Genomic DNA, 25,721 nt, shown 5'->3' with positions numbered 1-25,721 from the left:
CTTAACTTAAGTTAAGTCGCTTACGAATTCGTGATAACGAAATGGCCGAAATACCTATATACATAGCCACTTGGCTTAAGCTTAACTGCGCCAACCAATGCGGTTTATGTTTAAGCAAGTAACAGTATCGCTGCTCGGGGCTGTTGAGTAATAAAAATGCTTCTTTGGCTTCTTTAAATATTAGTTGCTGCGCAATTAGCTGCTGCTTAATAAGTTGGTACTGTGCTTGCTCAAATAGTGTTAGCGGTACTTTAATTACACTGGCTTCATTAATTACTTTTAATTGGTAAAAAGCGGGGCTTGAGGTCATCCAATTGGCAAACAGCAATGCAAACTCATTTTTAAAATAAAACTCTTTGCATTTTTGCCCGCCATCAATATCATCATGAATAGCACCTAAAACCCCCTCCACAATTAAATAGCCATAACGCTGTACATCGCCTTGGGGCAATAACACGGTATTGCGCGCGACAAGCTGTTGAGGGTAAATACCTGCCAATTGTGTTTTAAGCTTATTTATAAGCACTTCATAACTATCGCCAAGCGATAAAAGTGGGTTATCAGACATTAAACTCTACCATTTTTCCATTAAAATATGCGTAATATCCGCAGCTGATACCCCCACCCGAGGCACATACTTTTGACCACACCATAAAGGCGAAAAATCACTTTGGCCTGCTTTTTCAGCGCATGTTCTTAATGCAGTTATTGCGCTACTAGCGTGAGGAAACGAAGGCACGCCCTCAGGCATAGTACCTAACTCGAGCATGACGCGGTTTTGAATACCCCGCGCGGCTCGACCTGAAAACAAAGTAGTTAGTGCGGTGCTATCTTGAGCCTGCTCTAAAATAGCTTGCTGATGTAAAGCAGATGTTTTTACCTCTTTACATAATAAATAAGCGCTACCAACTTGAACTCCACTGGCTCCCAGCGCTTTCATATGCTTTACATCATCTGGCGTTGCAATACCTCCTGCAGCAATAATCGGTAATGATAAATGCTCAACACAACGCTTAACTAACTGCTTAGTGGTTTGTTGCAAGCTTAAATCCATTGATAAAAAATGCCCTCGATGCCCTCCAGCTTCTAAACCCTGAGCAATAACAGCATCAGCGCCATTTTTACTGAGCCAAATAGCTTCATCTAAAGTGGTCGCCGTTGAAATTACTTTAGTGCCCCAGCTTTTTATTTGCGCCACAATAGCGTGCTTAGGTAAACCAAAATGAAAACTCACAACCGCCGGTTTATAAGGTGCAATAATATCAACAACGGCTTGGTTTATAGGCTGACGGGATGCCCCTGCGGTTAAACTTTGCGGGTCAATTTCATACTCTGCAAAATAAGGGGTCAGCATATTATGCCATTGCTGCTTTTGTTGGCTGGTGTAATCAGTAACCGAGTGACAAAAAAAGTTTAGATTAAATGGTTTATCTGTTTTTTGAGTAAGTAAGTCGAGCTGTTCAACTAACTGTGCTGGCGATAACATAGCGCAAGGCAACGACCCTAGCCCGCCAGCTTCACAAACGCTTGCAGCCAATTCAACGTTTTGTACACCCGCCATAGGCGCTTGAATAAGAGGTAAATCGATATTAAACAATGACTGTATCATCTAACTACTCCCTGTAACTTTTTCAACAACTTGCAGTATTTACAGAACCATAGCAAAAACAACGAACAAACAAAATCTAGATTTTTGTATAAAGTAATATAAAAACCATTATTAACAAAAAGTTATGAATTTTTATAAACTATCGCCCAACTGGCTTTGGTTTTGCACCTACCCTATTACATAATTTGTTAGGAGGTAAAATGAGTAACACAGTAGATACGATCAATCCAGCAACCGAGCAAGTCATCAATAGCTATACACTGCTTTCTCAAGCTCAAGCAGAACAAGTGATCGAAAAGTCTCATGAAACATACTTAACATGGCGATTAACCTCGTTTACTGAGCGCGCTAAATACCTGAATAAGCTAGCCTCTTTATTTGAAGAGCAAAAAGAAGCGCTTGCTAAACTGATGACCGAAGAAATGGGTAAAGTGTACGAACAAGGCTTTCAAGAAGTGCAGCTTTGTGCTGACATTTGCCGTTATACCGCAGAACATGGCGCCGATATGCTGAGCGACGAAGAACGCGATATGCAAGGCGGTCGTGCAATTATAAGTTATCGCCCTACTGGCGTGTTGCTAGGTATTCAGCCATGGAACTTCCCACTTTATCAAGTTATTAGATACAGTGCCGCAAATATTATGGCGGGTAATACCACGGTATTAAAACACGCGGGCAATGTATTTGGTATGGCTGAAAAAATAGATACCTTATTTAAACAAGCTGGGTTCCCTGAGCATTGCTTTAGTAACTTACTAATTGACGGAAAAACAGCCAGCGCACTTATCTCTCATAAACACATTAGTGGCGTTACCTTCACAGGAAGTGATGGCACAGGCAAAAAAGTAGCTGAGCAGGCCGGTAAGCACGTTAAAAAAACGGTATTAGAGCTTGGTAGTAACGATGCTTATGTTGTACTTGATGATGCTGACCTCGCACTGGCAGTTAAAACCTGTTTGCAGGGTCGCATTATTAACAATGGCCAAACCTGTGTGGCTGCCAAGCGTTTTGTGGTAGTTGACTCATTATACAATGACTTTAAAGAAGCGCTGAGCCAGCAATTTAAAGCAATTAAAATGGGCGACCCTATGGATAAAGATACGGAACTGGGTCCTATGGCACGCGAAGATTTACGCGACAAAATTCATCAGCAAGTGCAAGACTCGGTAAATGCAGGCGCAAAAGTAATTGTAGGCGGCGAAATTCCGCAGCAAACAGGCTATTACTACCCGCCTACCGTGTTAGAAAATTTATCACCAGGGATGCCTGCATATGATGACGAATTATTTGGCCCTGTCGCATCTTTGATTAAAGCCAAAGATAATGACGACGCTATGCGTATTGCCAACGACTCCCGTTATGGACTAGGCGGCGGTATCTTTTCAAAAGATGAGAAAAAAGCCATTGAGCTGGCTAAAAAGCATTTTGATACCGGTATGATCAACATAAATGGTTACGGACTGGCACAACCGAACCTACCATTTGGCGGTGTTAAAGACAGTGGCTATGGCAGAGAACATGGCGGCTTTGGTATTCGCGAGTTTGTGAATGTTAAAAGCATCATGATTAATAGCTAATATCAGGTACCTGGTTAATAAAACTAAACACCGCGCTTGTAATAAGCGCGGTGTTTTTTTGCCTGATGAATCTAAAAACCTGAATTGGGCTGTTTTAAAAACTCGCGTTCTTCTTCTGTAGACTCCCGCCCCAGTATTTTATTTCGATGCGGGTAACGATTAAATTTATCGATAATCGCTTTATGTTGATACTCAAAGTCTAAGTTATTTTGAATACCTAACGCCTTAAATAGCCGGACTGCTTCCTTATGAATTAACTGCGATTCGCTGTGCATAAAAGGCATATACAAAAATACTCGCTGCTCATCCGTCAACTTCTTATCAAACCCTTTTGTAATGGCCGATTGTGCTAAAGCTAAAGCCATTGAATCACAGGCGAATGATGCTGGCTTGTCACGATAAATATTGCGCGAGAACTGATCAAGCACGATAATTTCAGCTAGGCTGCCTAATGCACTCTCACGCCATTGAAATAACTCACTCGCACTCGCTTGCTGGTGTAATTGGCCAAAACGAGCCTGAATCATCAAATCAAACGCCTCGTCTTTTTGCCACCACTGCTTAGGCTCAAGCTCTGTAAACCAAAAGTCGATAATTTTATTAAACATAATGAATCTCTTTGTTAATTAACACTCAACTAAATAGCTCGCTATATAAAATCCCGCAAATTTAAAAGCACGACCCTAATGTATTAATTTTGCCTTTCGCCTAAAGCCTTTAGCCTAACATCTGTACTTCATCTAGCCTTTTTCAAACCTAGGCACTTTACGTTTATCGGCTTTGCTCATAGCAAGCTCTTGTATGTCTTGCTGTTTAAGCTCGCTGGGCTTTGTTTCGAGTGATTGCTGATTAGCATCTTCATAAACAAGTTCGGTAAGCAGAGCAAAGTGATCGGAGCCATATTTAGCAAGACGTTTGATACGCTTTACAGTAAAACCTGTAGAGTGGAATAAGTGATCGAGCGGCCAGCGCATAAAAAAGTAACCAGCATGAAAAGTGTTATAAAAGCCCCGTCCTTTACGTGGGTCTAAAAAGCCACTGATTTGCATAAATAAACGGGTGCTGCGTGACCAAGCTACATCATTTAAATCGCCGGCGACTATCGTCGGGCGGCTTGGATTTTTAAGCGCTTTAGCCACCATTATTAGTTCGCTATCGCGCGGACGCGATGAATCTTTTTCTGTTGGGCTCGGTGGGGCAGGATGAATAAAGTGGCCTTGCATTTTTAGCCCTTGATGATTTTCAAACAAAATATGAATAGAGGGAATATTATCTTCTATGAGTTCACAAATTTGTGCATCGAGTATGTTAAATTTACTAAATACATGCATGCCGTAGCGGTTATCTTTTGGGCACTGTACTTGATAAGGGTAGTTTTTTTTAAGCACGGACAATTTATCTTGCCACCAACTATCGCTTTCTAAGGTGATAAGTAAATCGGGCTGATATTTATCGACTAAGTTGATTAATTGCTCACTATGTCGATTCGACATCAGTACATTAGCGGATAAGATTCTGATGCTATGATCACTACTTTTTGGCGCTGTTAATACTTCTTTTTTAGCAAACCAAGTGTAGGGATAAATCCACTTAGCTTGAAGCGCACAAATAATTAAAGCAACAGCCGCTATTAATGAGTATGCAATAAAGTCGATTTGCCACATACCTATTAGTGCAACGATAATTACAGCGCTTGCTAGGTAGCACACCTGCAAGCGCACAAAGTCGCAACTACGTATCAAGTAATGCTGACTGTATGACAGGGGTAATAAGGTTATTAATAACAACAAGCCAGTAACTATGACCAATACAGTGAGCATTTATAAATCCTAATAGCGCTGTAAAATAGAGAGTATTTCACGAGTGTCGTGCACTAGATGAATAATAGTGCGATCAACTTCAACTCGCACTGTGTCTCTTTCTCGGTCTATTACTCTAGCACGCTTATAAATATCACGCTCGAGGATATCGCCTTGATGATAACGGGTGTGCCATCCTGGTGGAGTCCACCCTTGGCGAATTAAATGCCTTGCTTGTTTTTTAGAGATTCGTTTTTTGTCATGGTATTGGTTATATTTATGCTTTTTCCAGTGGTGTTTATTAGCATGCTTATTTTCATGTTTGTCTTTGTGTGGCACTGCAAATGCGTTTGTTGCCGTTAGCGTAAAAACCATTAATAAAATACTGATTAGTGTTTTCATGGCTGTTCTCCAGTGTGATCATTACTGAAGAGTATTAACGGCTAAGCCTGAACATTACATGAAATGAGAAAAATTAACGCTGCTTGTACTGTGTTTTACAATGACTGCGCATAATCGCGGGGTCGCGTAACTTTAGGTGTTTAGTTTTACGCCCAGCATGGCGCTTACGCCATACTTTAAATGAGCCGCTAGATATGTGGTCACGCATGAAATTAACTAACTGAGAGTAATTTAGCCCATACAGATTTTCAATGGCTTCAAATGGCGTTCTGTCTTCCCATGCCATTTCTATAATGCGTGATTGCTGTTCTTGGTTAAACATATTAATTCCAAATTTGGTTAGTACGCAAAAGTTAAATTTAGCGATCATCACTTGCTTGTGATGTTAAAAATATAATCTCTTTTCATTTATTAACTTTAATTAAGTGTATGATTAATCTACACACTGAAACCGGAGCTAAAAGGATGTTTACAAAACTACCTAAGTGGGTCGAATATGGTGCGTTTACCCTCGCTTTTATTGCCGGTATGGTAAACGCAGTAGGTTTATTAGGATTTGAACAGCAAGCAATTTCTCATGTTTCGGGGTCGGTGACTTCATTAGCTATTGAACTTACTACCAACATCAATGCAGCGTTATTTTTAATTGCGATTGTACTGAGCTTTATATTTGGCTCGGCATTAACAGGGTTAATGCTCTCAGGCGGGTCACTTAAGTTAGGACGCCATTACGATACGCTCTTATTTATTGAGGGTATTTTACTGCTGTTAAGCGCACAGCTACTTCAATATTCTTACCCTTACGCACTTACACTTGCCTCTGCTGCCTGCGGCTTACAAAATGCTTTGGCCACTAACTACAGCGGCGCTGTAGTGCGTACCACTCATTTAACCGGTATATTTACCGACTTAGGGTTAATGTTTGGAAAAGCCCTAAAAGGACAAACATTCGATACTAGAAAGTGCATTGTTTTTGTATTAATTATTGCCGGTTTTTTAACCGGCGGAGTGGTAGGCGTATTGCTATTTAAACATTACTCAGTGCTGACTTTAGTTGTGCCCGGCATTTTTTGTATTGTTTTATCGATTACTTATCGGGTTTATAGGTTGAGTGTGCTTTAACCAATTCACAAAATCCCCTACCCTAAACTTATCAAATTGCCGATGTGCTGGAATTTATGAAATATTACTATTTACCCCCTTTATTGTTATGCAGTCAGTTAAGTTTAATTAATAGTGCGTGTGCTGAAGATACCGCGCAATCAATTGAACGTATCACCACCACAGCATCACGTAGTGAAGCGCTCTCCACCCCATTACCTTTGGTGATCAGTGTATTAAGCGAATCACAACTGGAGCTTATAGCCCCTACCCATGTAGAAGAAGCACTGCAACGCGTTGCAGGTGCCAATATACAACGTGGTAATGGTCAAGAGTATTTACCCGCTCTGCGCTCGCAGGTGCTTTCGGGTACGGGTGCCTGTGGAGGGATTTTAACTGCTGAAGATGGTATTGCACTTCGTGCAGCTGGATTTTGTAATATTAATGAGCTGTTTGAAGCACATAGCGAAATGGCACAGCGTATTGAAGTATTAAAAGGCCCAGGCTCTGCACTGTATGGCTCAAATGCAGTGCATGGCGTAATTAACGTCATTACACCAGACACGACCCAAGGTGGTGGTTTGCTGGGTGTTGATTATGGCTCTTACGGTTATGCTCGCTATAAATTGCGTGCAGGCCATGCTATGGATAATTCAGGGTTCGGTATTAATGCCAGCTTTACCGATGATGGCGGTTACCGAGATGATGAAAGCGTTAAACAACAAAAAATAAATGTGCGACATCGATACGCTAACAACAACTTAAGTTTAATATCGGGGTTGACCTATACCGACTTAGACCAACAAACCGCAGGATATATTAGTGGCTTTCAAAGCTATAAAGATGAAGATATTGCACAGCAAAATTTTGATCCTGACGCCTTTAGAAAAGCCCGATCGCTTAGGGCTTGGAGTAAAGCAAGCTGGCAATTAGGTGAGAACACGCTTGTTGTTACTCCTTATATTCGTGACCAAAGCATGGACTTTTTTAAACACTTTTTACCCGGTACTCCGCTCGAAAAAAACAGTCAAACGGGGTTTGGCCTACAATCACTTTATCAACATTATGTGAACGACAATACGAACTTAAAGCTTGGCTTTGATGGTGAGTTTACCCAAGCCGATTTTTTACAAACCCAAGATAACCCCACCCAAGGCTCTGCGTTTTTAGTGGCCACTGTGCCGCAAGGTAAACATTACGATTACCAAGTCGATGCCACCTTATACGCTCCATTTGCCGCTATTGATTGGCAGCTTAATGACTGGCTTATTAGCGCAGGACTGCGTTATGAGCACATGCAATATGACTATCAAAATAATATGCTTGCAGGGCGTACAAAAGAGGATGGCAGCGAATGTGGTTTTGGTGGCTGTCGTTATAGTCGCCCCGAAAGCACTAAAAATAGCTTTAATAATCTTTCGCCAAAACTAGGTGTGAGCTATCAGCTTAATACTAACAATACATTATACGCTAATTTTTCAAGAGGCTATCGAGCCCCCCAAGCGGCTGAGCTCTATCAATTACAACGCGAGCAAAGTACTGCCGACTTAGACGCAGAAATAGCTAATAATGCTGAGATGGGTATTAAAGGGGTGTACAACAATACTCGCTATGGCTTATCGATGTATGCGATGAGCAAGCACAATACCATCTACCGCGACAGTGACTTTTTTACTGTTAATGACGGCCAAACTCGGCATCGCGGTATTGAGCTTGAATTAGCGCATAGCTTTAATCAGCACTTATCTGTTAATTTTGCAGGCACCTATGCCAAGCATACGTACTCGAATGAGCAAGTTATTGGCAGCATTAATATTAAAGGTAACGATATTGATACCGCACCTCGAAAGGTTGCTAATATCGATTTTAACTGGCAAGCCAACGAGAGTATTAGCCTTGCGCTGCAATGGCACTATGTGAGCCGCTACTTTTCCGACCCTGAAAACTTACATGAATATCAAGGCCACGATATTTTAAGCTTGCGCGGCCAGTGGCAAATTAGTCCACAGCTATTACTGAGTGCCCGAATTATAAACTTAACTAACACAGCCTACGCTGAGCGCGCCGATTACACCAGCTTTACTGGGGATCGTTACTTCCCAGGTAAACCACGTAATGCCATGTTGTCTGTAAGTTACCAGTGGTAAAACAAAAAATGCGCTATATAAATTATATAGCGCATTCCTTTTATACGTTTATTTCTACTTATCGAACGGCCAGTACAATTAAACCAGGCACCACAAAGAACGATCCTAGTATATAGCCTAATGCTGCTGATTTATTATTTGTACCAATTTCGGCTAGCTTTTCAGCAAGTTTTAGCGGTATTTCACGCAGCACAGGAACGCCGTAAATAAGTGCAACTGCAAATACATTAAACATAACGTGTACCAATGCAATTGTTAGCGCAACCTCAGCCATAGGCCCTGTAATTGATGTGGCCGCTAATAAAGCAGTAATGGTTGTACCAATGTTAGCTCCCAGTGTGAATGGGTAAATTTGACGCGTAGTAAACACACCACTTCCAGCAAGTGGGATCATCAAACTGGTTGTCGTTGATGATGACTGAACCATAATTGTTACTGCCGCACCTGATGTGATACCCGCGATAGGCCCGCGCCCAATGGCTCCATGCAGTATATCTTTTGCAGTGCCAACCAGCGCTTTTTTAAGTAATTTACCTAATGTAGTTACGGCAAATAAAATCAAACAAATACCTGCAATAACCATCGCTGCACCTAGCATTTTTGTATCTAAAAAACTAAATGCATCTTTTATTACGCCCACAGCTGGTTTTACGAGTGGTTTAATAAAGTTGTAGCTCTTTAATGATAAGTCGGCATCACCAATAAATAAGTGCGATAAAGCAGCAGACATTTTTTGCAGCAAACCAAACATTATTTCTAGCGGTAAAAATATAATAACGGCAAATAAATTAAAGAAATCATGAACAGTTGATGCCGCAAATGCACGTTGGAACTCTTCTTTAGAGCGAATATGGCCAATAGACACTAAGGTGTTAGTAATAGTGGTACCAATATTTGCACCCATCACCATTGGAATAGCAATACTTAACGGTAAACCGCCAGCAACTAGCCCCACTATAACTGAGGTAACCGTTGATGATGATTGCACTAAAGCGGTTGCTAAAGCACCTAATAATAATGCGATAAACGGGTTGGTTGCGAATGCAAAAATCTCTTTCGCTCCCTCAGTACCGCCCGACGCTAATTTAAAACCACCACTGACAGTGCCAACGGCTACAAGGACTAAATAAACTAAAAAGGCGATAGCAGCCCAGTTAAGCGTTTTTATTAATAGCGTATTGCGCTTTGATTCACTCATGTTTAAATCTCAGTTTTGTCTTACCGATTATGGCATTTTGATGACGTTTTTGTTTCAGAGCGCATTAGAACACCTAAATATTACAGAAATATTTCAATTCGATTAACGTGCTTTTTTATTCATAACATAAAAACATAAGGGTGAAAAATTGAGTATAAGGCAAGCCATAACTTTAAAAACAATCAATTAAAATCAAAAAATTAAACTTAGTATTCAATTACATAACAAAGCGCTAAGTGGGATCAATTAAGGACTAAATTTAAAAAGGTCTGAGTAATAGATTAAGTTGGTATTAAAGGGAAGTTTTATAAGCTTTATCTGACTTTACTAGGGGTATTGCCTAGCATTAGGCTAGGCAAGGTTAATAAAGCAGCAACCTCGAAGATTGAGTAAAAACGAGCTTTATGATTGATACAAATTAGCTTTTTTTATACTAGCAAAATCATTAAAACGCACACCGTGCTGGCGCATCACTTCAAGAATTTTTTTGCTAATCATTTGACGTAAATAAAACGGCTGATTCGGCACAAAATGATGAATAGTATGAGTATGCCCAAAGTTAAAACAAAACAAATTAAACGGCATAAACAAACGGCTAGTAATTACGTGAGTTTGCTCAAGCATATTATTAACACCGCCGTAATAATGCATACTGGAGGTAACAAAATTAAGTGAGCTCGAACGTACAATGTTAGGCACTATCAGCACCACCATTAAAAACTCGAACACATTCATTACATCGAGCAATAATGCCGGTGAGTCAGCCGCAATCGGGGTAAATAAATTAATTAAATGAAACGCTATCACACTGTATAAAATAGCAAAATAAGCAGTAGTAATTGGAAAACCTGCGTTAAACACTTTAAAAAAGCTAAATCCTTTAATTTCTTTACTAAAACGTTTTGCGTTAATTAATAAACCAAGCAATCCATCAACAATCACCAATGCACGTAAAAACGGGTTTTTAATACCATTACCTACCAAACGTTCTTCTAAATCTTGCTCAGTGCCCGACGTTTTGTGGTGATGCAAATGCATCTTGCGACGATACCACGGGCTAATCGTATTAGGGCGCATCAACCACACAGTAAACATCATAAAATTGTGTAAAAAAGGCTGGTTGCTAAAGTACTGCTTATGAATAAGATCGTGCTCAAGCTCGTGCGAAATAGAGGTGGCTATAGCGGCTAATATAATACAAAGCCAAGCAGGGATAATGGCAAAGTAATACAAAGTACCAACCCCAATTAACGCACTTAGCGAGAGCAATAAGATAGCCATTCCCAAGGTGTTTTGATGCATTAACAATGGATGTTTTTGACGAAGCAGCGCTTCTTCCGCCTTAATCGCTTTAACAATGGCTTGAATATTCTGTTTTGCGGTCAATTGAGTCATGATGTTTTATTCGCAACAAGAGGTTGAGGTATATAATATCCGAGTAAAAAACTCAGTACAAAGTAATTTAATACTAATTAATTTACGGGGAAAAAAAGTATAAGATCATAATCAAATTAAATATCTCACTTTCTTAGCACGTGCTATTGGGGCATTTTAAAGCACTTATAAAGCCACATTATACTTTTTAAGAAGCATTTTTTGTTTATCTCCCTTGATAGATAAACGGCCACTGTTCCATATATTTATTAGCGTTTTCCTTCTTTCAGCGGGCATTTTATTTGAAAAAATAGGTATTTCAACCAATTTATTTTCTAAGCCTGGACGCACTATTTTTAATCCATTGTTCCAATCAAATCGATTCAACATGTACTGTAAAACCAGCATATTATCTGCATATAGATCGATTCTGCCCGCTTTAATCATCTGAAAAATCCGTTCTACCACATCGCTAGAGCCCGCGATTACTTCCACTAAATCAGAATTATTTGGATCATCAATATAATTTTGATAATCAACACTTACCGAGCTGTAATCCCACCCAGGCCCTGTTGCAACACGCTTTCCTTGTATAGATTGAATCCCATCATAGCGCCAGGATTCATCCTGCCTAACAACAAAAGCAGTTGGATATGCAAATGTTGCCTCTGTGGCGTACTCGAAACCCACTTCGGTGTCTTGCGAAAATAAATATTCTGGCAACATATCGCAAAGACCATCCGCAACCATATCGAGCCCCCTTGCCAAAGGCACTTCGTAATACTCTAATTGATAGCCTTTTGATGTATATATTTGCTCTAGCATATCAATCACAAAGCCGCGGGCAGGAAAACCCTCTGACGGAAATATAGTCATAGGAGGCCATTGGTCGTAGCAAACTTTTAATGTATTGGCATGACTAAAGTTACCTATACTCAATGCTAACAATAAGGATATAAGCAGCACTTGAGAGATCTTTTTTTTACCTTTAAACATTTTATTTTTCAACACGATCACGTCCTTTATCTTTAGCGCAGTAAAGCTTCAAGTCAGCGACTTTGAATAACTCAGTAACTGAGCAGTCTTTTAGCTCGGATGAGGCAACGCCTATGCTTACAGTATAGATTACAGTCTCACCATCAACTTCTAAGGTTGAATCAACCACAGCCTTTCTTATTTTATTAGCGAGTTTGAACGCGTTATCAAGCCCTGTATTTGGAAGAAATAGTGCAAACTCCTCTCCACCCACTCTACCAATAAGGTCAGACTCTCTTATCATACTCTGAACTGTGTCGGTAAAATGAATAAGCACCTTATCACCAACAAAATGTCCATACGTATCGTTAATGTTTTTAAAGTAATCTAAGTCAATTAAAATAAAAGATGCGGGTAATTTCTGTCGCTGAGAAAGTTCTAGCAAATGATTTGCTGTATCAAAAAAGCTCCCCCGATTTAAAGTACCCGTTAAAGAGTCTCTTGTTGCAAGCGTTTTAAGTTTTTCATTTAATACTTGTAGATCTTTTGTACGTTTTGTAACGGCCTCTTCCAGCCAATCTCGCTTAGATTTTTCATCCTCGAGTAATCGCTCCCGATCCCTTTCCATACTAAAGAGCATCGTATTCATATGATCTTGGAGCTGGCTGAGCTCGTTGTTTTCAATATGTGAAAGATTGATCCGTTTACGTGTATTTTTACTTGATTGGACCTCATTAACTTGTTGCATCAATTCTTTTAAAGGCCTGGCTAGGTAACGATCGAAAGCCCAAATAAATAACCCAAACAAAATTGATAATTTTATCATTGCCGTAATAGCAATTAAGAAAAAACCAAATAAAACACGATCTAAAACCACCTCAGACGATGAATAGAGCACCAAAGTGCCAAGAAAAATCCGTTTACCATTAAGCGTCCAATACAACTCAGATTTAGTTTCAAAAATTGAGAGAGGAAGTGAGGCTTGAGTGTAAGAACGTTTAGAAATCATGCTTTTGCCATGTTTGTCAAAAACATCAACCCCCTCAATAACCGGCATTTTAATAAGCCCATCAACGAGTACACCTAACTGTGTTTGGTCATATTGCCACAAACTCGTCGAAACAGGACCCTGGACAGTTTCTTGCAACTGTTTTAATTCATAGGAGATTGAGTTTTGTGTTTTTAAGTATTCAGTTAAAAACTGCATGCTTGTTATGAGGCAGGTTACAAACAAGTAGATAGAGAAAATAACGCGCATCATTTTTTTAGATAAACTGTTTGGACTACGGTAACTTGCAAACATTAACAATGGCACTTCTTAATAAACTTTATAGTTGAGCTTAGGTTAATTACATTCTTAATGGAAGCAAAGAACAGCATAAGGAATAAGTGTTCTCATTTCTGGCGGCTTTAGGCAACTCAAATTTGAGGCATAAAAAAAACCCAACTAATTTGGTCGGGCCTATAACGTATATAGCTGAATAAATAATTCATCCCTGAAGCTGCATCCATCGTTCATTCATGAACTCACTTCGAGTCACTGCGAAACTACGTTTCGGTTCACTCTCACCCAGCGGCCGGACTTTTACTTATAACAGCGGCACCTCACGTGCCGCTCAAGTTCAGCCACTCAAATTTAAGGCATAAAAAAACCCCAACCAATTTGGTCGGGGCTATAACGTATATAGCTGAATAAATAATTCATCCCTGAAGCTGCATCCATCGTTCATCCATGAACTCACTTCGAGTCACTGCGAAACTACGTTTCGGTTCACTCTCACCCAGCGGCCGGACTTTTACTTATAACAGCGGCACCTCACGTGCCGCTCAAGTCCAGCCACTCAAATTTAAGGCATAAAAAAACCCCAACCAATTTGGTCGGGGCTATAAAAAGTGGTACCAGCGGCCGGACTTGAACCGGCACGCCTTGCGGCAGGGGATTTTGAATCCCCCATGTATACCAATTTCATCACGCTGGCATCATTTTTCTTTAACCTTCTAAACACGAGAAGATAAAGAAAAACCACTTTAGAGTGAAAGATTATGTATCCTCTTCCATCTCGTTGCCTAGCATTATACAAACAATAAGCAAAGCGGCAAGCGTTTTATGTATTAAGCATGATCAACCGCTTAACATTTAGGCACCCATTAACATTTGAGCCAATATCGAGTTAAGCACGTAGCGTAATAGGTAGTATTTGACGGCTTATTTGCTAAACTATCGCGCACATTAACAGTGAGAGTATATTTATGTTGGCTGAGTTTCCACGGGCAGGGTTTTGGCGCCGTTTTGCGTCATTGGTGTACGATACATTAGCTATTATCGCTTTTGCGATGCTAACGGTGGTATTGTATTTATTTGCTATTCAAGGGCTTATTTCCCTTGATGTTATTGCTCTTAATGGCGCTGAAGATGTCTCAGCACGTATTCAGAACTCACTGTTACTTTCAGGGATTCGCAGCTCACTGTTAGTTCTGGTTGGTTTGGTGTTTTTTGGTTATTTTTGGACTAAAAGCGGGCAAACAATTGGTATGCGTGCGTGGCGATTAAAAGTACAAACCCATCAGGGAAACTTAATTAGCTGGCCACAAGCCATTATCCGCAGTATCAGCGCATTGCTGGGTTTAGGTAATTTAGTGGTATTAGTGGATTTTAAAAATAAAAAAGCACTACAAGATTACTTATCAAAAACCGAAGTGGTTACGCTCACCAAAGAAGAAAATAAACGCGTTTATCGCGAACTATGATATCAATCCGCAATAATACTTAATTAAGCGAATTGGTATAACCTCAAGTTAAAGCATAAAAAAACGCGGCGCTTTTTACAAAGGCCGCGTTTTTTTATTTAAGCTTTAAATTTAGTTATACCCGCTTATTCATTAAATAAGCTGCAAACCCAGTAAATAAGATACTCGGCAAAACGGCGCCTATAATTGCAGGAATTTGATATACCATTACCACAGGGCCAAATATCTCATTGGTTAGGTGAAACACAATACCGGTTACCACCCCCATAATTATGCGGGCGCCCATAGTTACAGTGCGTAGTGGACCAAATATAAACGATAAAGCAACCAACAACATTACGGCAATAGACACGGGCTGCATTAATTTACGCCAGAGCGCTAAATCATAGGTGCTGGTGTCTTGCTCATTTTGTTGTAAGTAAGCTAAATATGACCATAGCCCGGAAAACGACAGTGATTCTGGTTTTACCGATACCACGCCTAGCTTTTCGGCGGTAAGCTGCGACGGATAAAACTCTTCAGAAACTTGTTCAGTGGTAATTAACTCTTCACTGATCATCACTTTATTTACATCGCGCAATAGCCAACCACTATCTCGCCCTACGGCTTCTTTTGCTTTGGTGATTTGTGTTAGTGATAAAGATTTATCAAAATGATACATATTAACGCCGCGCAGCATGCCATTTTGGTCAACATCTTCAATGTTAATGAAGTTATTACCATCTTTAGCCCATACTCCTTTTTGCGCATTAAACACATCACCACCATGAATCGCTTGATTACGCATTTCCTTAGCGTGCAGCTGTGCAGCAGGAGCGCCCCACTCGCCTAAAGCCATTACGCACAATGCCATAAAAATAGCTGTTTTCATTACTGAGCCAATAATTTGTAAACGCGACATCCCCGCCGCTTGCATTACTACCAACTCACTATTTGAGGCAAGCGCTCCTAATCCAGTTAAGCCACCAATAAGTGCAGCCATAGGAAAAAACACCACTAAATCATCTGGAATACTGTAAATAGTGTACAGCATGGCAGTCATTATATCGTAGCTCCCGCGCCCTACAGATTTAAGCTGCTCAATAAACTTTATTAATGTACTAATACCCACGAGCACCATTAACGCAAACCCTGTGGTTTGCAAAATGCTACGACCTAAGTACCAATCAAGTGTTTTCATCATAGGTTTTGCTCCCGCTTAGTGACGACAGCTTTAAGCCAAGCACCCAATGGACGACCTCTAATAATTAATAAGCTACCAATAAATAATGCACTTAAATGAATCCACCACAGTCCAATTGATGGCGGAATTTTGCCATCCTCTACTGCAAATTTGGCCGCATTAAGTAAAATAAAATAGCCTAAATACAAGCTGATAGCGGGTACCAATTTTGCAAATTTACCTTGGCGAGGGTTTACTACACTCAAAGGCACGGCCAGCAAAGTTAATAACGGAATGGAAAGTGGGATCGCTAAACGCCACTGCCACTGTGCAATTGCTTCGGGAGTATTAATTGACATAAGTTCACGGGTTGGCACAGCTTCTAATTTACGACGTTGATGCTCTATTTCTTGTTCGCGAATTTGTACGCTGTAACCATCAAACTCAGTTAAGTTAAGCGAAGGCGCTTCGCCATCAGTTTCGTAGCGTTTACCATCAGTAAGTACTAACTGCTGCTCACCATTTTGTGCTTCAATTACAACGCCTTGCTCAGCGTATACTAAACGCGCTAAATCGCCTTTTTCACTATCTGGCAACTGCGCAACAAATACTTTATTAAGTTCTTTGCCGCCATTTTCAATATTATGAATAAATACCACGGCTTTTTCGTTACCGGTTTGTTGAAAACGCCCAGCTCTAAGCGCCGATAATCCAGCATCCGCCTTTGCTTGCTCTTTTAATTGATATTCTTGCTCGCTAGCCCAAGGTGCAACATACAAGGTAAGTACCGCGGCGAGTAACGCTAAGATGACACTAGAAATAAGCGTAATGCGCACCACATACCACTCACTCACGCCACAAGCTTTAAGTACTGTCATTTCACTGTCAGCGTAAATACGGCTATAAGCTAAAATAATTCCTAAAAATAAACTCAGGGGTAAAATTAATGATGCTAACTGTGGCAACTTAAGCGCAATCATTGCGAACACGAGTTTTGCTGGGATACTCCCCTCTGAGGCATCACCAAGAATAACAACAAACTTTTGCGACAAAAATATGGTCATTAAAGTTAAAAATACGGCGACCTGCGATTTTAAAACCTCAGTGGTCAAATAACGGAAAATTAGCAACATTCGCCCCTGTTAAACATGGAATTTCAATATAATAATAAAAAACGATGAGTGAACTAGTTAATTCACTCATTTTAAATGAGTATTAAGCACATATTATAAGCCATCAATATTAATTATCCTACCTAACATCACGATATAATGTTGCATTAGTTACCCTTAAGCATATAAAGTTCAAATACACAGTAAGAGTCGAGTAAAATCTACTAATATTAGCGCTAGACCTAAAAATTTAGGTAAAAAGACTAGAAAACACATTTTTAGTCCCAATTTAGCTTCTATAGATGACTCAAAATCAGGAGTGACAATGGAATTCAACGTAAAAAGTGGTAGCCCAGAAAAACAACGCAGTGCGTGTATTGTTGTGGGTGTATATGAACCACGCAGGTTATCCCCCATTGGTGAACAACTTGATAAAATTAGCGATGGTTATATCTCTAATTTATTACGCCGTGGCGACTTAGAAGGTAAGCCAGGACAAGTACTACTATTGCATCATGTGCCCAATATTTTAAGCGAGCGTATTTTACTTGTTGGCTGCGGTAAAGAACGCGAACTTGACGATAAACAATATAAGCAAATTATTTCTAAAACTATCAACACGCTAAACGAAACGGGTTCAATGGAGGCCGTGTGCTTTTTAACTGAACAACATGTTAAAGGGCGTGATACCTATTGGAAAGTACGTCAAGCTGTTGAAACAACACAAGATTGCCTTTACACCTTTAATCAGCTGAAAAGTAAAAAAGTAGACCCTCGCCGCCCACTACGTAAAATGGTGTTTAATGTGCCTACGCGCCGTGAACTTACTATAGGCGAAAGTGCTATTGAGCATGGTTTAGCGATTGCAGCAGGTAGTAAGCTGTGTAAAGACGTTGCTAATATGCCGCCTAATATTTGTAATCCAGCGTACCTTGGCGAGCAAGCCAAAGAACTGGAAGCTAATTTTGATAACATCACTGTTGAGCTAATTGGCGAAGATAAAATGGCCGAACTAGGAATGAACTCATACCTAGCAGTAGGTCGTGGCAGTGATAACGAATCAGTTATGTCAGTAATTAACTACAAAGGCGCAGGCGATGACCAAGCGCCTATCGTTCTCGTTGGTAAAGGCTTAACCTTTGACTCAGGTGGTATTTCATTAAAACCAGGCGAAGGCATGGATGAAATGAAATACGACATGGGGGGCGCAGCTGGTGTTATTGGCGCTATGCGCTCACTTGCACAAATGCAGCTACCTATAAACGTAATTGGTGTTTTAGCCGGCTGTGAAAACATGCCAAGCTCAAACGCCTATCGCCCAGGAGACATACTAACAACTATGTCTGGGCAAACGGTAGAAGTACTTAACACCGATGCAGAAGGCCGTTTAGTATTATGTGATGCGCTGACCTATGTTGAACGTTTTGAACCAGAAACCGTGATTGATGTTGCAACCTTAACCGGTGCATGTATTGTTGCTTTAGGTGCCCATGCTACGGGTTTATTAGCTAATCATAATCCACTGGCGCATGATTTATTAAAAGCGTCTGAGCAAAGTGGCGATCGTGCATGGCAACTGCCATTATGGGATGATTATCAAGATCAACTTGAAAGCCCGTTTGCCGACTTTACTAATTTAGGTGGGCGCGCTGCAGGTACTATTACCGCGGCCTGTTTCTTATCTAAATTTACTAAAAAGTATAACTGGGCTCATTTAGATATTGCCGGTACTGCATGGCGCAGCGGCGCTAAAAAAGGCGCAACAGGTCGTCCTGTTCCTATGCTGACTCAGTATTTATTAAACCGAGCTGGTATTAGCGAAGCAACTCACGACTAACAAACTAACACAGGGCTTCACAGCTCAATGTAGAGTATAAAATAAGGCGCTTTTAAAGCGCCTTATTTATTGGGTATTAATTGAAGCAAACCCCGTTATATGGCAAAATCCCCTTCTTAATTTGTGTGTATTTAATAACAGCACAATCAATGTCATGGGAAATCCCGATACAATGAACATGAATGCCCAGTTTTTCATTTTAAAGCAACAAGATGAGTCATTAGCTAAAGCCGATGATCACTTTGCTTTAGCAGCTCAAATAGCTGGGCAACAGTATCGGCTTGGTCAACGCGTATTTATTTTTGTAGATAGCGAAGAAACCGCCAACAGCATTGACGAAACTATTTGGACATTTGATGCCGACAGTTTTGTACCTCACAATTTACAAGGCGAAGGCCCAAAAGGCGGCGCACCTGTAGAAATAGGCACAACACCACCCGTTGGTAATCGTAAAGTATTAATTAACTTGGCCAATCACTTACCGGATTTTATTCGTCGGTTTAACCAAGTTTTTGATTTTGTACCCGTAGAGCCCGTAGCCAAACAAGCCGCTCGTGAGCGCTTTAAAAAACTACGCCAACTCGGTGCCAATATCACCACGCAAGATATTAATCGCTAACGCTCACTGCGTACAAAGCTAACTAACTCATTTAAGTACTTATTTAAGGTTCTGTGTAATGGATAAAACCTACAATCCGCAAGATATTGAACAGTCTCTCTATCAAGACTGGGAACAAAAAGGCTACTTTAAGCCATCTGGCCAAGGCACCCCATATTCAATTATGATCCCGCCGCCAAATGTCACGGGTAGCTTACACATGGGCCACGCTTTCCAAGATACTATCATGGATACCTTAACGCGCTTTAAACGTATGCAAGGTAACAATACGTTGTGGCAAGTAGGTACTGACCACGCAGGTATTGCCACACAAATGCTAGTAGAGCGTAAGCTTGCGGCAGAAGAAGGTAAAACACGCCACGATTTAGGCCGTGATGCATTCATCGATAAAATTTGGGAATGGAAAAACGAGTCTGGTGGCACGATTACCAAACAATTACGTCGCCTTGGTGCTTCTGTTGATTGGGACCGTGAACGTTTTACTATGGACGATGGCCTGTCTGAAGCTGTTAAAGAAGTGTTTGTACGCCTTCATAAAGAAAACCTAATTTATCGCGGTAAACGCCTGGTTAACTGGGATCCAAAATTACACACGGCTATTTCTGATCTTGAAGTTGAAAACAAAGACAAGCAAGGTCACATGTGGAACTTACGTTACCCACTTGCTGATGGTGTAACGACACAAGACGGTAAAGACTACATTGTTGTTGCAACCACGCGCCCAGAAACCATGCTGGGTGACTCAGGTGTTGCAGTAAACCCAGATGACGAACGCTATCAAGACCTAATCGGTAAAGAGATTTTACTACCGATTGTTAATCGTCGTATTAAAATTGTTGCCGATGAGCATGCCGATAAAGACAAAGGTACAGGCTGTGTAAAAATCACGCCAGCGCACGACTTTAACGATAACGAAGTAGGTAAACGTCATCAAATGCCGATGATTAATATCTTTGATAAAGACGCGGCTATTTTAACAAAAGGTGAAACCTACACCTTTGACGGCAAAGAACTTGAATTTGACGCGCCAATTCCTGAGCGCTTACATGGCCTTGACCGTTTTGACGCACGTAAAGCGATTGTTGCTGAATTTGAAGAGCTAGGCCTACTTGAAAAAATTGAAGACCATGGCTTAACCGTTCCTTACGGTGACCGCTCTGGTGTTGTTATTGAACCACTACTTACTGACCAATGGTATGTGCGTGTTGCACCACTTGCTGAACCTGCAAAAGACGCAGTTAAAAACGGCGACATCCAATTTGTACCTAAGCAATACGAAAACATGTACTTTTCGTGGATGAACGACGTACAAGATTGGTGTATTTCACGCCAGCTTTGGTGGGGTCACCGTATTCCAGCTTGGTACGACAGCGAAGGTAACGTATACGTTGGTCGTGATGAAGCAGAAGTACGCCGCGACAACAACATTGCAGATAGCGTAGCACTAAGCCAAGACGAAGACGTTCTTGATACCTGGTTCTCATCAGCACTTTGGACATTCTCAACTCAAGGTTGGCCAGAGAATACTGATGACTTAAAAACCTTCCACCCGTCTGACGTGTTGGTAACCGGTTTTGATATTATTTTCTTCTGGGTCGCGCGTATGATCATGATGACGCTGCATTTTATAAAAGATGAAAATGGTAAATCACAAGTGCCATTCAAAACAGTTTATGTAACTGGCCTAATACGTGACGATAACGGCGATAAAATGTCTAAGTCAAAAGGTAACGTACTTGACCCACTAGACATGATTGACGGCATTGGCCTTGAAGACTTAGTACAAAAGCGTACTGGTAATATGATGCAGCCTAAACTTGCCGCTAAAATTGAAAAAGATACCCGCAAAGTATTTGCAAACGGTATTGAAGCACACGGTACCGACGCACTGCGCTTTACTTTAGCTGCCATGGCATCAACCGGTCGTGATATCAACTGGGATATGAACCGTCTTGAAGGTTACCGTAACTTCTGTAATAAATTGTGGAACGCAAGCCGTTACGTATTAATGAACACAGAAGAGCAAGACTGTGGCTTTAACGACAGTGAAAAACAGTACTCGTTAGCTGATCGTTGGATTTTAGGCCAATATGAAGCAACGGTTAAAACCTACACCGAGCATCTTGATAACTACCGTTTTGATTTAGCGGCGAACACGCTTTATGAATTCACCTGGAACCAGTTCTGTGATTGGTACTTAGAGCTGACGAAGCCGGTATTATTTAAAGGTAATGAAGCACAGCAACGCGGTACACGTCATACCCTTATTACCGTACTTGAAAGCTTATTACGCTTAATGCACCCAATGATGCCCTACATCACTGAAACGATTTGGCAACGTGTTGCACCACTTGCTGGCCTTGAAACAGCGGGTACCAGTATTATGGTTCAGGGCTTCCCTGTTTATAACCAAGCCAATGTTGATGCACAAGCAATGGACGATTTAGAGTGGGTTAAGCAATTCATTTTATCGATTCGTAATATTCGTGGTGAAATGGATATCAGCCCAAGTAAACCACTTAGCGTTTTACTGGCTAACGCATCAAGCGATGATGTGCGCCGTATAAACGAGAATGAATCATTCCTAGCGTCATTAGCTAAGCTTGAAGCGTTTACCCTGCTTGAAAACAAAGACGATGCTCCAGCGTGTGCAACCTCTTATGTTGGCAACCTTGAGATTATGCTCCCAATGGCGGGCTTAATTGACGTTGAAGCTGAGCTTGCACGTATTAACAAGCAACTTGAAAAAGCAGAGAAAGGCCTAGCGCAAGTGCAAAACAAACTCGCTAACGAAAAGTTTGTTAACAACGCACCTGAAGCAGTACTGGCTAAAGAAAACGCTAAGCTAGCTGAATTTACAGATGCTAAAACTAAGCTACTTGAGCAAAAAACTAAGATTGAAAGCTTATAATTAAACCGTTACGGATGGCTTATGCTATTCGTAAACAGTTAATTTATAAGTATAAAAAAAGCCGCTTACTTCATTTGAAGTAAGCGGCTTTTTTGTGTCTAGGCTCTAGGCTCTAGGCAGAATTAGAACGTGTAGTTATACTGAGCACCAATAAGTACGGCATGACCTTTTGATTCAAAAGACCACGCGCTGCCTGAATCATCAGTTTCAGTAAAGTTTTGTGTCTTGCCACGTAATACACTCACGCCTAAATCAACGTTTGAGTTTTGATCAATCGCGTAGTTACCACCGAACGAGAACCAGAAACGGTCTGTATCAGGAATAGAAATTGATAAATGCTGTTGTGATACTGGCGACTCATCAAAAGCAAAACCAGCACGAAGCATTAAGTTTTCGCTGTACTGGTAATCAGCACCAACTGAGTAACGCATTGCATCAGAGAAGTCTTCTGTTTTTTCAAATGCAATAAACTTATCGCCTGTAGGCGCAGTAACTTGCGCTTCTAATGAGTCAAAGCTGCTCCAACCTGTCCATAATACACTGTAGTGAACGCCTAGTTTCTCGTCTAACTGATGAGAGCCTGAGAACTCAGCAATTGCTGGTAATGTAATTTCTACTGACCCTGGAAGAACTGGTATAGACTGAGCCGGACTTGAGAATGTTCCTTCAAAAGTAATATCTGTTTCTGTACGGTAGTTAAAACCAAAACGGCTATTTTCATCTAATTGATACATTAAGCCGACGTTTAAGCCGTAACCAGTATCATCACCCTCTAGGTCAACTACATTTGTTGAGAATGGAATTTGTGTATTTACACCCACTTTACGTACTATCGTCGCATCAGCATAAATATAGTTTAAACCAATACCAAAACTGAACTGTTCTGACACTTTATAAGCAACGCTCGCATTCATGTTTACAGTAACAATTTCAGTTTCACCGGCAATTTGGCCAGCTACGTAATCATCATTAAATTCAGTCGCAAGGCCAAAGTTAGAAAAAGCACCAAACCCAACCGATACTTTATCGTTTACTGGCATAGTGAAATAACCCGCTGGAATAATCGCGCTTGGTGCGATGCTGTCATCGTTTAATGCACTAGCAGGTATGCCGTTATTTGTACCTGTACCTTCAAGGCTCACATCAGGAATGACAGCCATAGCTGCAACACTAAGTTGCTTCTCTTTAAACAACGTCATTAATGCTGGGTTACGTGCAACCACAGACGCATCGTCTGCTACAGATGCTTCACCTGCGTATGCACGACCTAAACCAGAAACGTTTTGCTCAGCAAGCTGAAAAGCCGCTGCAAAAGTATCAGCTGAAACAAATGCCAGCGATGCCGCAATAAGAGTTTTAGTAAATTTCATTGTTGTGTCCTTAGCCAAACTTACTGTTTGGATAGCTATGTGTGTTGTTATTAGAGTTTCAAACCTGCGTACCCTACCTTAATTTTTTATAAAAAACCTTACTAAAACGTTAAAAAAGGCCAAAAAACACGTTTTTTAACGACAATTTAACAACTATTTAAAACTCATCGGACAAGAAGTGTGGTATTAGAGTATATACTCTAATGAGATTAATTCTTATTTGCATTGACTTAAAATACTTTGCAATTTACACTGCAAATAAAATCACAAAGGGAGAAAACTGTGATCATTTTACTTATTCTTGCTGGGCTTATTTTTTGCGGCATTAGTGTTTATTTCTTTTATAAGGCAAATTATTGCGCGTGTACGCGTGCTGGGAAATGTGACAATCCTGTCAATCAATATTGGCTCGCAGCCATTGCCATGGCGATTATTGCTTTGAGTTTTTGCTGCTTAGCGCTGCATGTAGAATTAGGCACACTGTTGTGGTTAACGCTGATGGGGAGCTGCTTTTTGGGTGGCTATATTTCTGTTAAAACAAACGAAAAAAGAAGATGTAACGCTAAAGCAGTAAATGCTCTTTTAAAAGCCGAGGCAAATTAATCTTATAATCAGCGGGTTTGACACTTGCCTGTATTTTTATCTCGTTATTATTTAAGCTTAAATCTATATCTTTTGCGGTAACATGGTGGTTATGTTTAGCATTGTAAAAAAGCTTCACTTTAGGTTTGATAGGGTTTGAATGATTGCCCTCTAGCACCAACGCCAAACGCTCATTAGTTAACTTAACAATAGTTCCTACTGGGTGTACACCTAAACACTTAATAAATAACTGTACTAACTCTGCATCAAACAGCTGTTTGTTAGCCAACAAATAGCGAAGCGCATTAATTGGCTCATCACCCTCTTGATGCGGTCTATCTGCTGTCAATGCATCGTATACGTCTACAATAGCAATGATCCGAGCTGGGCGGCTTAATTTGCTTCCATCTACACCTCTTGGATAGCCTGAACCATCAAGACGCTCATGATGATTTACAATCATATCAAGCATTAAAGGCGTAATACCTTTTCCGCCTTTTAACAATCCTAAGCTTTGTGCGACATGCTTTTTTATTGCCGTCATTTCGTTACCTGTGACTTTTCCTGGTTTGGAAAATATCCCTTGCGGTAACTTAGCCTGACCTAAGTCATGCATTAAAGCCCCCATTGCAAGCTCTTGCACAACAGCGCGTTTATAACCTAAGTATTTAGCAAACACCGCTGTAAAAATGGTGCAGTTGATCATATGACGCCAGTTGTAACTGTGCTTATCTTTAATCCGAGTTAAAATAGTCATGGCGTGTTCATTACGAAATACAGAGCTCACTATTTCATTACTTATTTCATTGAGCGCTTCAATATTAAGTGACAAACCTGATGTTAAGTCACCAAAAATACTTTGTAGTTTTCTGTTGTGCGCATCATAACTCACACTGGCTTTTGCAAACTCTTGCTCTAAGCTTATAGCAACCTTTGCCTTAACTGGCTTCTCCTGCTTTGCTACAGGAGCTTGTGGTTTTTGTTTTTCTTTGTATTTAGCAGGTACGGCGACATCACTTTTTGTAAAGTCAATGAGAAGCTCAAGCACCCCTTCGGTAATTAAACGCTGAATGATTGATTTATCACGAACCAAACCACTGGTTTTAATTTTTATGCCATCCACACTCTCCTGCTGCTTAGTAACGCTATTTACGTACATGCCTGGAACGAGTTCTGATATAGGTAAGGTGATTAGCAT

At 40.6% G+C, this 25,721-nt stretch carries 22 protein-coding genes and 1 tRNA gene; 8 read left to right on the top strand and 15 right to left on the bottom strand.

What is annotated here, in order from left to right:
* Position 1 precedes the first annotated feature (1 nt).
* Complete coding sequence (locus tag ND6B_RS17190) at positions 2-568, bottom strand: Crp/Fnr family transcriptional regulator (protein ID WP_028834352.1); 567 nt, start codon at positions 566-568, stop codon at positions 2-4.
* A 6-nt stretch (positions 569-574) separates the two neighbouring features.
* Complete coding sequence (locus ND6B_RS17195; RefSeq protein WP_016900151.1) at positions 575-1,609, bottom strand: NAD(P)H-dependent flavin oxidoreductase; 1,035 nt, start codon at positions 1,607-1,609, stop codon at positions 575-577.
* A gap of 200 nt (positions 1,610-1,809) precedes the next feature.
* On the opposite strand from ND6B_RS17195, the gene ND6B_RS17200 reads away from it, so the two are divergent.
* Complete coding sequence (locus ND6B_RS17200; RefSeq protein ID WP_016900150.1) at positions 1,810-3,186, top strand: NAD-dependent succinate-semialdehyde dehydrogenase; 1,377 nt, start codon at positions 1,810-1,812, stop codon at positions 3,184-3,186.
* A gap of 71 nt (positions 3,187-3,257) precedes the next feature.
* On the opposite strand, the gene ND6B_RS17205 is transcribed toward ND6B_RS17200, so the two are convergent.
* From ND6B_RS17205 to ND6B_RS17220, 4 genes are all read right to left on the bottom strand, one after another.
* Entirely contained in the window at positions 3,258-3,794 is a 537-nt protein-coding gene (locus tag ND6B_RS17205) for a DUF924 family protein (protein ID WP_016900149.1), read from the bottom strand.
* A gap of 132 nt (positions 3,795-3,926) precedes the next feature.
* On the bottom strand, positions 3,927-5,006 hold the full coding sequence (locus ND6B_RS17210; RefSeq protein WP_016900148.1) for an endonuclease/exonuclease/phosphatase family protein: 1,080 nt from the start codon (positions 5,004-5,006) through the stop codon (positions 3,927-3,929).
* 9 nt (positions 5,007-5,015) lie between these two features.
* The gene (locus ND6B_RS17215) at positions 5,016-5,387 is read right to left on the bottom strand and encodes a hypothetical protein (RefSeq protein ID WP_016900147.1); all 372 of its coding nucleotides are present in this window, start codon (positions 5,385-5,387) and stop codon (positions 5,016-5,018) included.
* A gap of 73 nt (positions 5,388-5,460) precedes the next feature.
* Positions 5,461-5,709 carry a TIGR03643 family protein gene (locus tag ND6B_RS17220; RefSeq protein ID WP_013464176.1) on the bottom strand — a complete coding sequence of 83 codons (249 nt, stop codon included), beginning with the start codon at positions 5,707-5,709 and terminating at the stop codon, positions 5,461-5,463.
* Between the two features lie 143 nt (positions 5,710-5,852).
* Between ND6B_RS17220 and ND6B_RS17225 the strand changes: the two genes are divergently transcribed.
* Both ND6B_RS17225 and ND6B_RS17230 read left to right on the top strand, forming a co-directional pair.
* Positions 5,853-6,509, top strand: a complete 657-nt coding sequence (locus ND6B_RS17225) for a YoaK family protein (RefSeq protein WP_016900145.1) — start codon at positions 5,853-5,855, stop codon at positions 6,507-6,509.
* A gap of 56 nt (positions 6,510-6,565) precedes the next feature.
* Positions 6,566-8,635 carry a TonB-dependent receptor gene (locus ND6B_RS17230; RefSeq protein WP_016900144.1) on the top strand — a complete coding sequence of 690 codons (2,070 nt, stop codon included), beginning with the start codon at positions 6,566-6,568 and terminating at the stop codon, positions 8,633-8,635.
* Positions 8,636-8,693: 58 nt separating this feature from the next.
* Here the strand turns inward: ND6B_RS17230 and ND6B_RS17235 are convergent, their stop codons facing one another.
* The 5 genes from ND6B_RS17235 to ND6B_RS17255 all read right to left on the bottom strand — a co-directional run bounded on the left by ND6B_RS17235 (position 8,694) and on the right by ND6B_RS17255 (position 14,161).
* On the bottom strand, positions 8,694-9,833 hold the full coding sequence (locus ND6B_RS17235; RefSeq protein WP_013464173.1) for a Na/Pi symporter: 1,140 nt from the start codon (positions 9,831-9,833) through the stop codon (positions 8,694-8,696).
* A 402-nt stretch (positions 9,834-10,235) separates the two neighbouring features.
* Positions 10,236-11,228, bottom strand: coding sequence for a fatty acid desaturase (locus tag ND6B_RS17240; RefSeq protein ID WP_016900142.1), 993 nt, complete (start codon positions 11,226-11,228; stop codon positions 10,236-10,238).
* A 165-nt stretch (positions 11,229-11,393) separates the two neighbouring features.
* Positions 11,394-12,203 (bottom strand): substrate-binding periplasmic protein, encoded by an 810-nt coding sequence (locus tag ND6B_RS17245; protein ID WP_033102625.1) that lies wholly within the window; start codon positions 12,201-12,203, stop codon positions 11,394-11,396.
* Between the two features lies 1 nt (position 12,204).
* A complete protein-coding gene (locus tag ND6B_RS17250; RefSeq protein WP_016900141.1) occupies positions 12,205-13,485 on the bottom strand; it encodes a sensor domain-containing diguanylate cyclase in 1,281 nt (426 codons plus the stop codon).
* 591 nt (positions 13,486-14,076) lie between these two features.
* A tRNA-Leu gene (locus ND6B_RS17255) sits at positions 14,077-14,161 on the bottom strand.
* A 271-nt stretch (positions 14,162-14,432) separates the two neighbouring features.
* On the opposite strand from ND6B_RS17255, the gene ND6B_RS17260 reads away from it, so the two are divergent.
* On the top strand, positions 14,433-14,930 hold the full coding sequence (locus ND6B_RS17260; RefSeq protein WP_033102611.1) for an RDD family protein: 498 nt from the start codon (positions 14,433-14,435) through the stop codon (positions 14,928-14,930).
* A gap of 115 nt (positions 14,931-15,045) precedes the next feature.
* Here ND6B_RS17260 and lptG read toward each other — a convergent pair whose 3' ends face one another.
* Complete coding sequence (lptG, locus tag ND6B_RS17265) at positions 15,046-16,113, bottom strand: LPS export ABC transporter permease LptG (protein WP_016900139.1); 1,068 nt, start codon at positions 16,111-16,113, stop codon at positions 15,046-15,048.
* A complete protein-coding gene (gene lptF / locus ND6B_RS17270; RefSeq protein WP_029609988.1) occupies positions 16,110-17,222 on the bottom strand; it encodes an LPS export ABC transporter permease LptF in 1,113 nt (370 codons plus the stop codon). Before lptF ends, lptG begins: the two co-directional genes overlap by 4 nt.
* A gap of 307 nt (positions 17,223-17,529) precedes the next feature.
* Between lptF and pepA the strand changes: the two genes are divergently transcribed.
* From pepA to ND6B_RS17285, 3 genes are all read left to right on the top strand, one after another.
* On the top strand, positions 17,530-19,041 hold the full coding sequence (gene pepA, locus ND6B_RS17275; protein ID WP_016900137.1) for a leucyl aminopeptidase: 1,512 nt from the start codon (positions 17,530-17,532) through the stop codon (positions 19,039-19,041).
* A gap of 172 nt (positions 19,042-19,213) precedes the next feature.
* On the top strand, positions 19,214-19,660 hold the full coding sequence (locus ND6B_RS17280) for a DNA polymerase III subunit chi (protein WP_013464165.1): 447 nt from the start codon (positions 19,214-19,216) through the stop codon (positions 19,658-19,660).
* A gap of 58 nt (positions 19,661-19,718) precedes the next feature.
* Complete coding sequence (locus ND6B_RS17285; RefSeq protein ID WP_016900136.1) at positions 19,719-22,571, top strand: valine--tRNA ligase; 2,853 nt, start codon at positions 19,719-19,721, stop codon at positions 22,569-22,571.
* Positions 22,572-22,693: 122 nt separating this feature from the next.
* Here ND6B_RS17285 and ND6B_RS17290 read toward each other — a convergent pair whose 3' ends face one another.
* Entirely contained in the window at positions 22,694-23,941 is a 1,248-nt protein-coding gene (locus ND6B_RS17290; protein ID WP_016900135.1) for an outer membrane protein transport protein, read from the bottom strand.
* 282 nt (positions 23,942-24,223) lie between these two features.
* Here ND6B_RS17290 and ND6B_RS20220 point away from each other — a divergent pair, with 282 nt between their 5' ends.
* Complete coding sequence (locus ND6B_RS20220; RefSeq protein ID WP_035112674.1) at positions 24,224-24,544, top strand: hypothetical protein; 321 nt, start codon at positions 24,224-24,226, stop codon at positions 24,542-24,544.
* Here ND6B_RS20220 and ND6B_RS17295 read toward each other — a convergent pair.
* Complete coding sequence (locus ND6B_RS17295) at positions 24,504-25,721, bottom strand: HD-GYP domain-containing protein (RefSeq protein ID WP_016900134.1); 1,218 nt, start codon at positions 25,719-25,721, stop codon at positions 24,504-24,506. The two genes, ND6B_RS20220 and ND6B_RS17295, sit on opposite strands and share 41 nt — an antisense overlap.

The sequence above is a fragment of the Pseudoalteromonas sp. ND6B genome (assembly GCF_000764215.1).
GTDB classification, from domain to species: Bacteria; Pseudomonadota; Gammaproteobacteria; order Enterobacterales; family Alteromonadaceae; genus Pseudoalteromonas; species Pseudoalteromonas tetraodonis.
This window is presented reverse-complemented; position numbering and strand designations above follow the sequence as displayed.

Excerpts from the sequence above, each read along its gene's own strand:
- ND6B_RS17195 (WP_016900151.1), bottom strand. The coding sequence starts at position 1,609 with ATGATACAGTCATTGTTTAATATCGATTTACCTCTTATTCAAGCGCCT.
- ND6B_RS17210 (WP_016900148.1), bottom strand. The coding sequence starts at position 5,006 with ATGCTCACTGTATTGGTCATAGTTACTGGCTTGTTGTTATTAATAACC.
- ND6B_RS17220 (WP_013464176.1), bottom strand. The coding sequence starts at position 5,709 with ATGTTTAACCAAGAACAGCAATCACGCATTATAGAAATGGCATGGGAA.
- ND6B_RS17245 (WP_033102625.1), bottom strand. The coding sequence starts at position 12,203 with ATGTTTAAAGGTAAAAAAAAGATCTCTCAAGTGCTGCTTATATCCTTA.
- ND6B_RS17240 (WP_016900142.1), bottom strand. The coding sequence starts at position 11,228 with ATGACTCAATTGACCGCAAAACAGAATATTCAAGCCATTGTTAAAGCG.
- ND6B_RS17205 (WP_016900149.1), bottom strand. The coding sequence starts at position 3,794 with ATGTTTAATAAAATTATCGACTTTTGGTTTACAGAGCTTGAGCCTAAG.
- ND6B_RS17215 (WP_016900147.1), bottom strand. The coding sequence starts at position 5,387 with ATGAAAACACTAATCAGTATTTTATTAATGGTTTTTACGCTAACGGCA.
- ND6B_RS17200 (WP_016900150.1), top strand. The coding sequence starts at position 1,810 with ATGAGTAACACAGTAGATACGATCAATCCAGCAACCGAGCAAGTCATC.
- ND6B_RS17290 (WP_016900135.1), bottom strand. The coding sequence starts at position 23,941 with ATGAAATTTACTAAAACTCTTATTGCGGCATCGCTGGCATTTGTTTCA.
- ND6B_RS17295 (WP_016900134.1), bottom strand. The coding sequence starts at position 25,721 with ATGCTAATCACCTTACCTATATCAGAACTCGTTCCAGGCATGTACGTA.
- ND6B_RS17250 (WP_016900141.1), bottom strand. The coding sequence starts at position 13,485 with ATGTTTGCAAGTTACCGTAGTCCAAACAGTTTATCTAAAAAAATGATG.
- ND6B_RS17230 (WP_016900144.1), top strand. The coding sequence starts at position 6,566 with ATGAAATATTACTATTTACCCCCTTTATTGTTATGCAGTCAGTTAAGT.
- lptG (WP_016900139.1), bottom strand. The coding sequence starts at position 16,113 with ATGATGAAAACACTTGATTGGTACTTAGGTCGTAGCATTTTGCAAACC.
- ND6B_RS17280 (WP_013464165.1), top strand. The coding sequence starts at position 19,214 with ATGAACATGAATGCCCAGTTTTTCATTTTAAAGCAACAAGATGAGTCA.
- ND6B_RS17285 (WP_016900136.1), top strand. The coding sequence starts at position 19,719 with ATGGATAAAACCTACAATCCGCAAGATATTGAACAGTCTCTCTATCAA.
- ND6B_RS17260 (WP_033102611.1), top strand. The coding sequence starts at position 14,433 with ATGTTGGCTGAGTTTCCACGGGCAGGGTTTTGGCGCCGTTTTGCGTCA.
- ND6B_RS17190 (WP_028834352.1), bottom strand. The coding sequence starts at position 568 with ATGTCTGATAACCCACTTTTATCGCTTGGCGATAGTTATGAAGTGCTT.
- ND6B_RS17235 (WP_013464173.1), bottom strand. The coding sequence starts at position 9,833 with ATGAGTGAATCAAAGCGCAATACGCTATTAATAAAAACGCTTAACTGG.
- ND6B_RS17225 (WP_016900145.1), top strand. The coding sequence starts at position 5,853 with ATGTTTACAAAACTACCTAAGTGGGTCGAATATGGTGCGTTTACCCTC.
- pepA (WP_016900137.1), top strand. The coding sequence starts at position 17,530 with ATGGAATTCAACGTAAAAAGTGGTAGCCCAGAAAAACAACGCAGTGCG.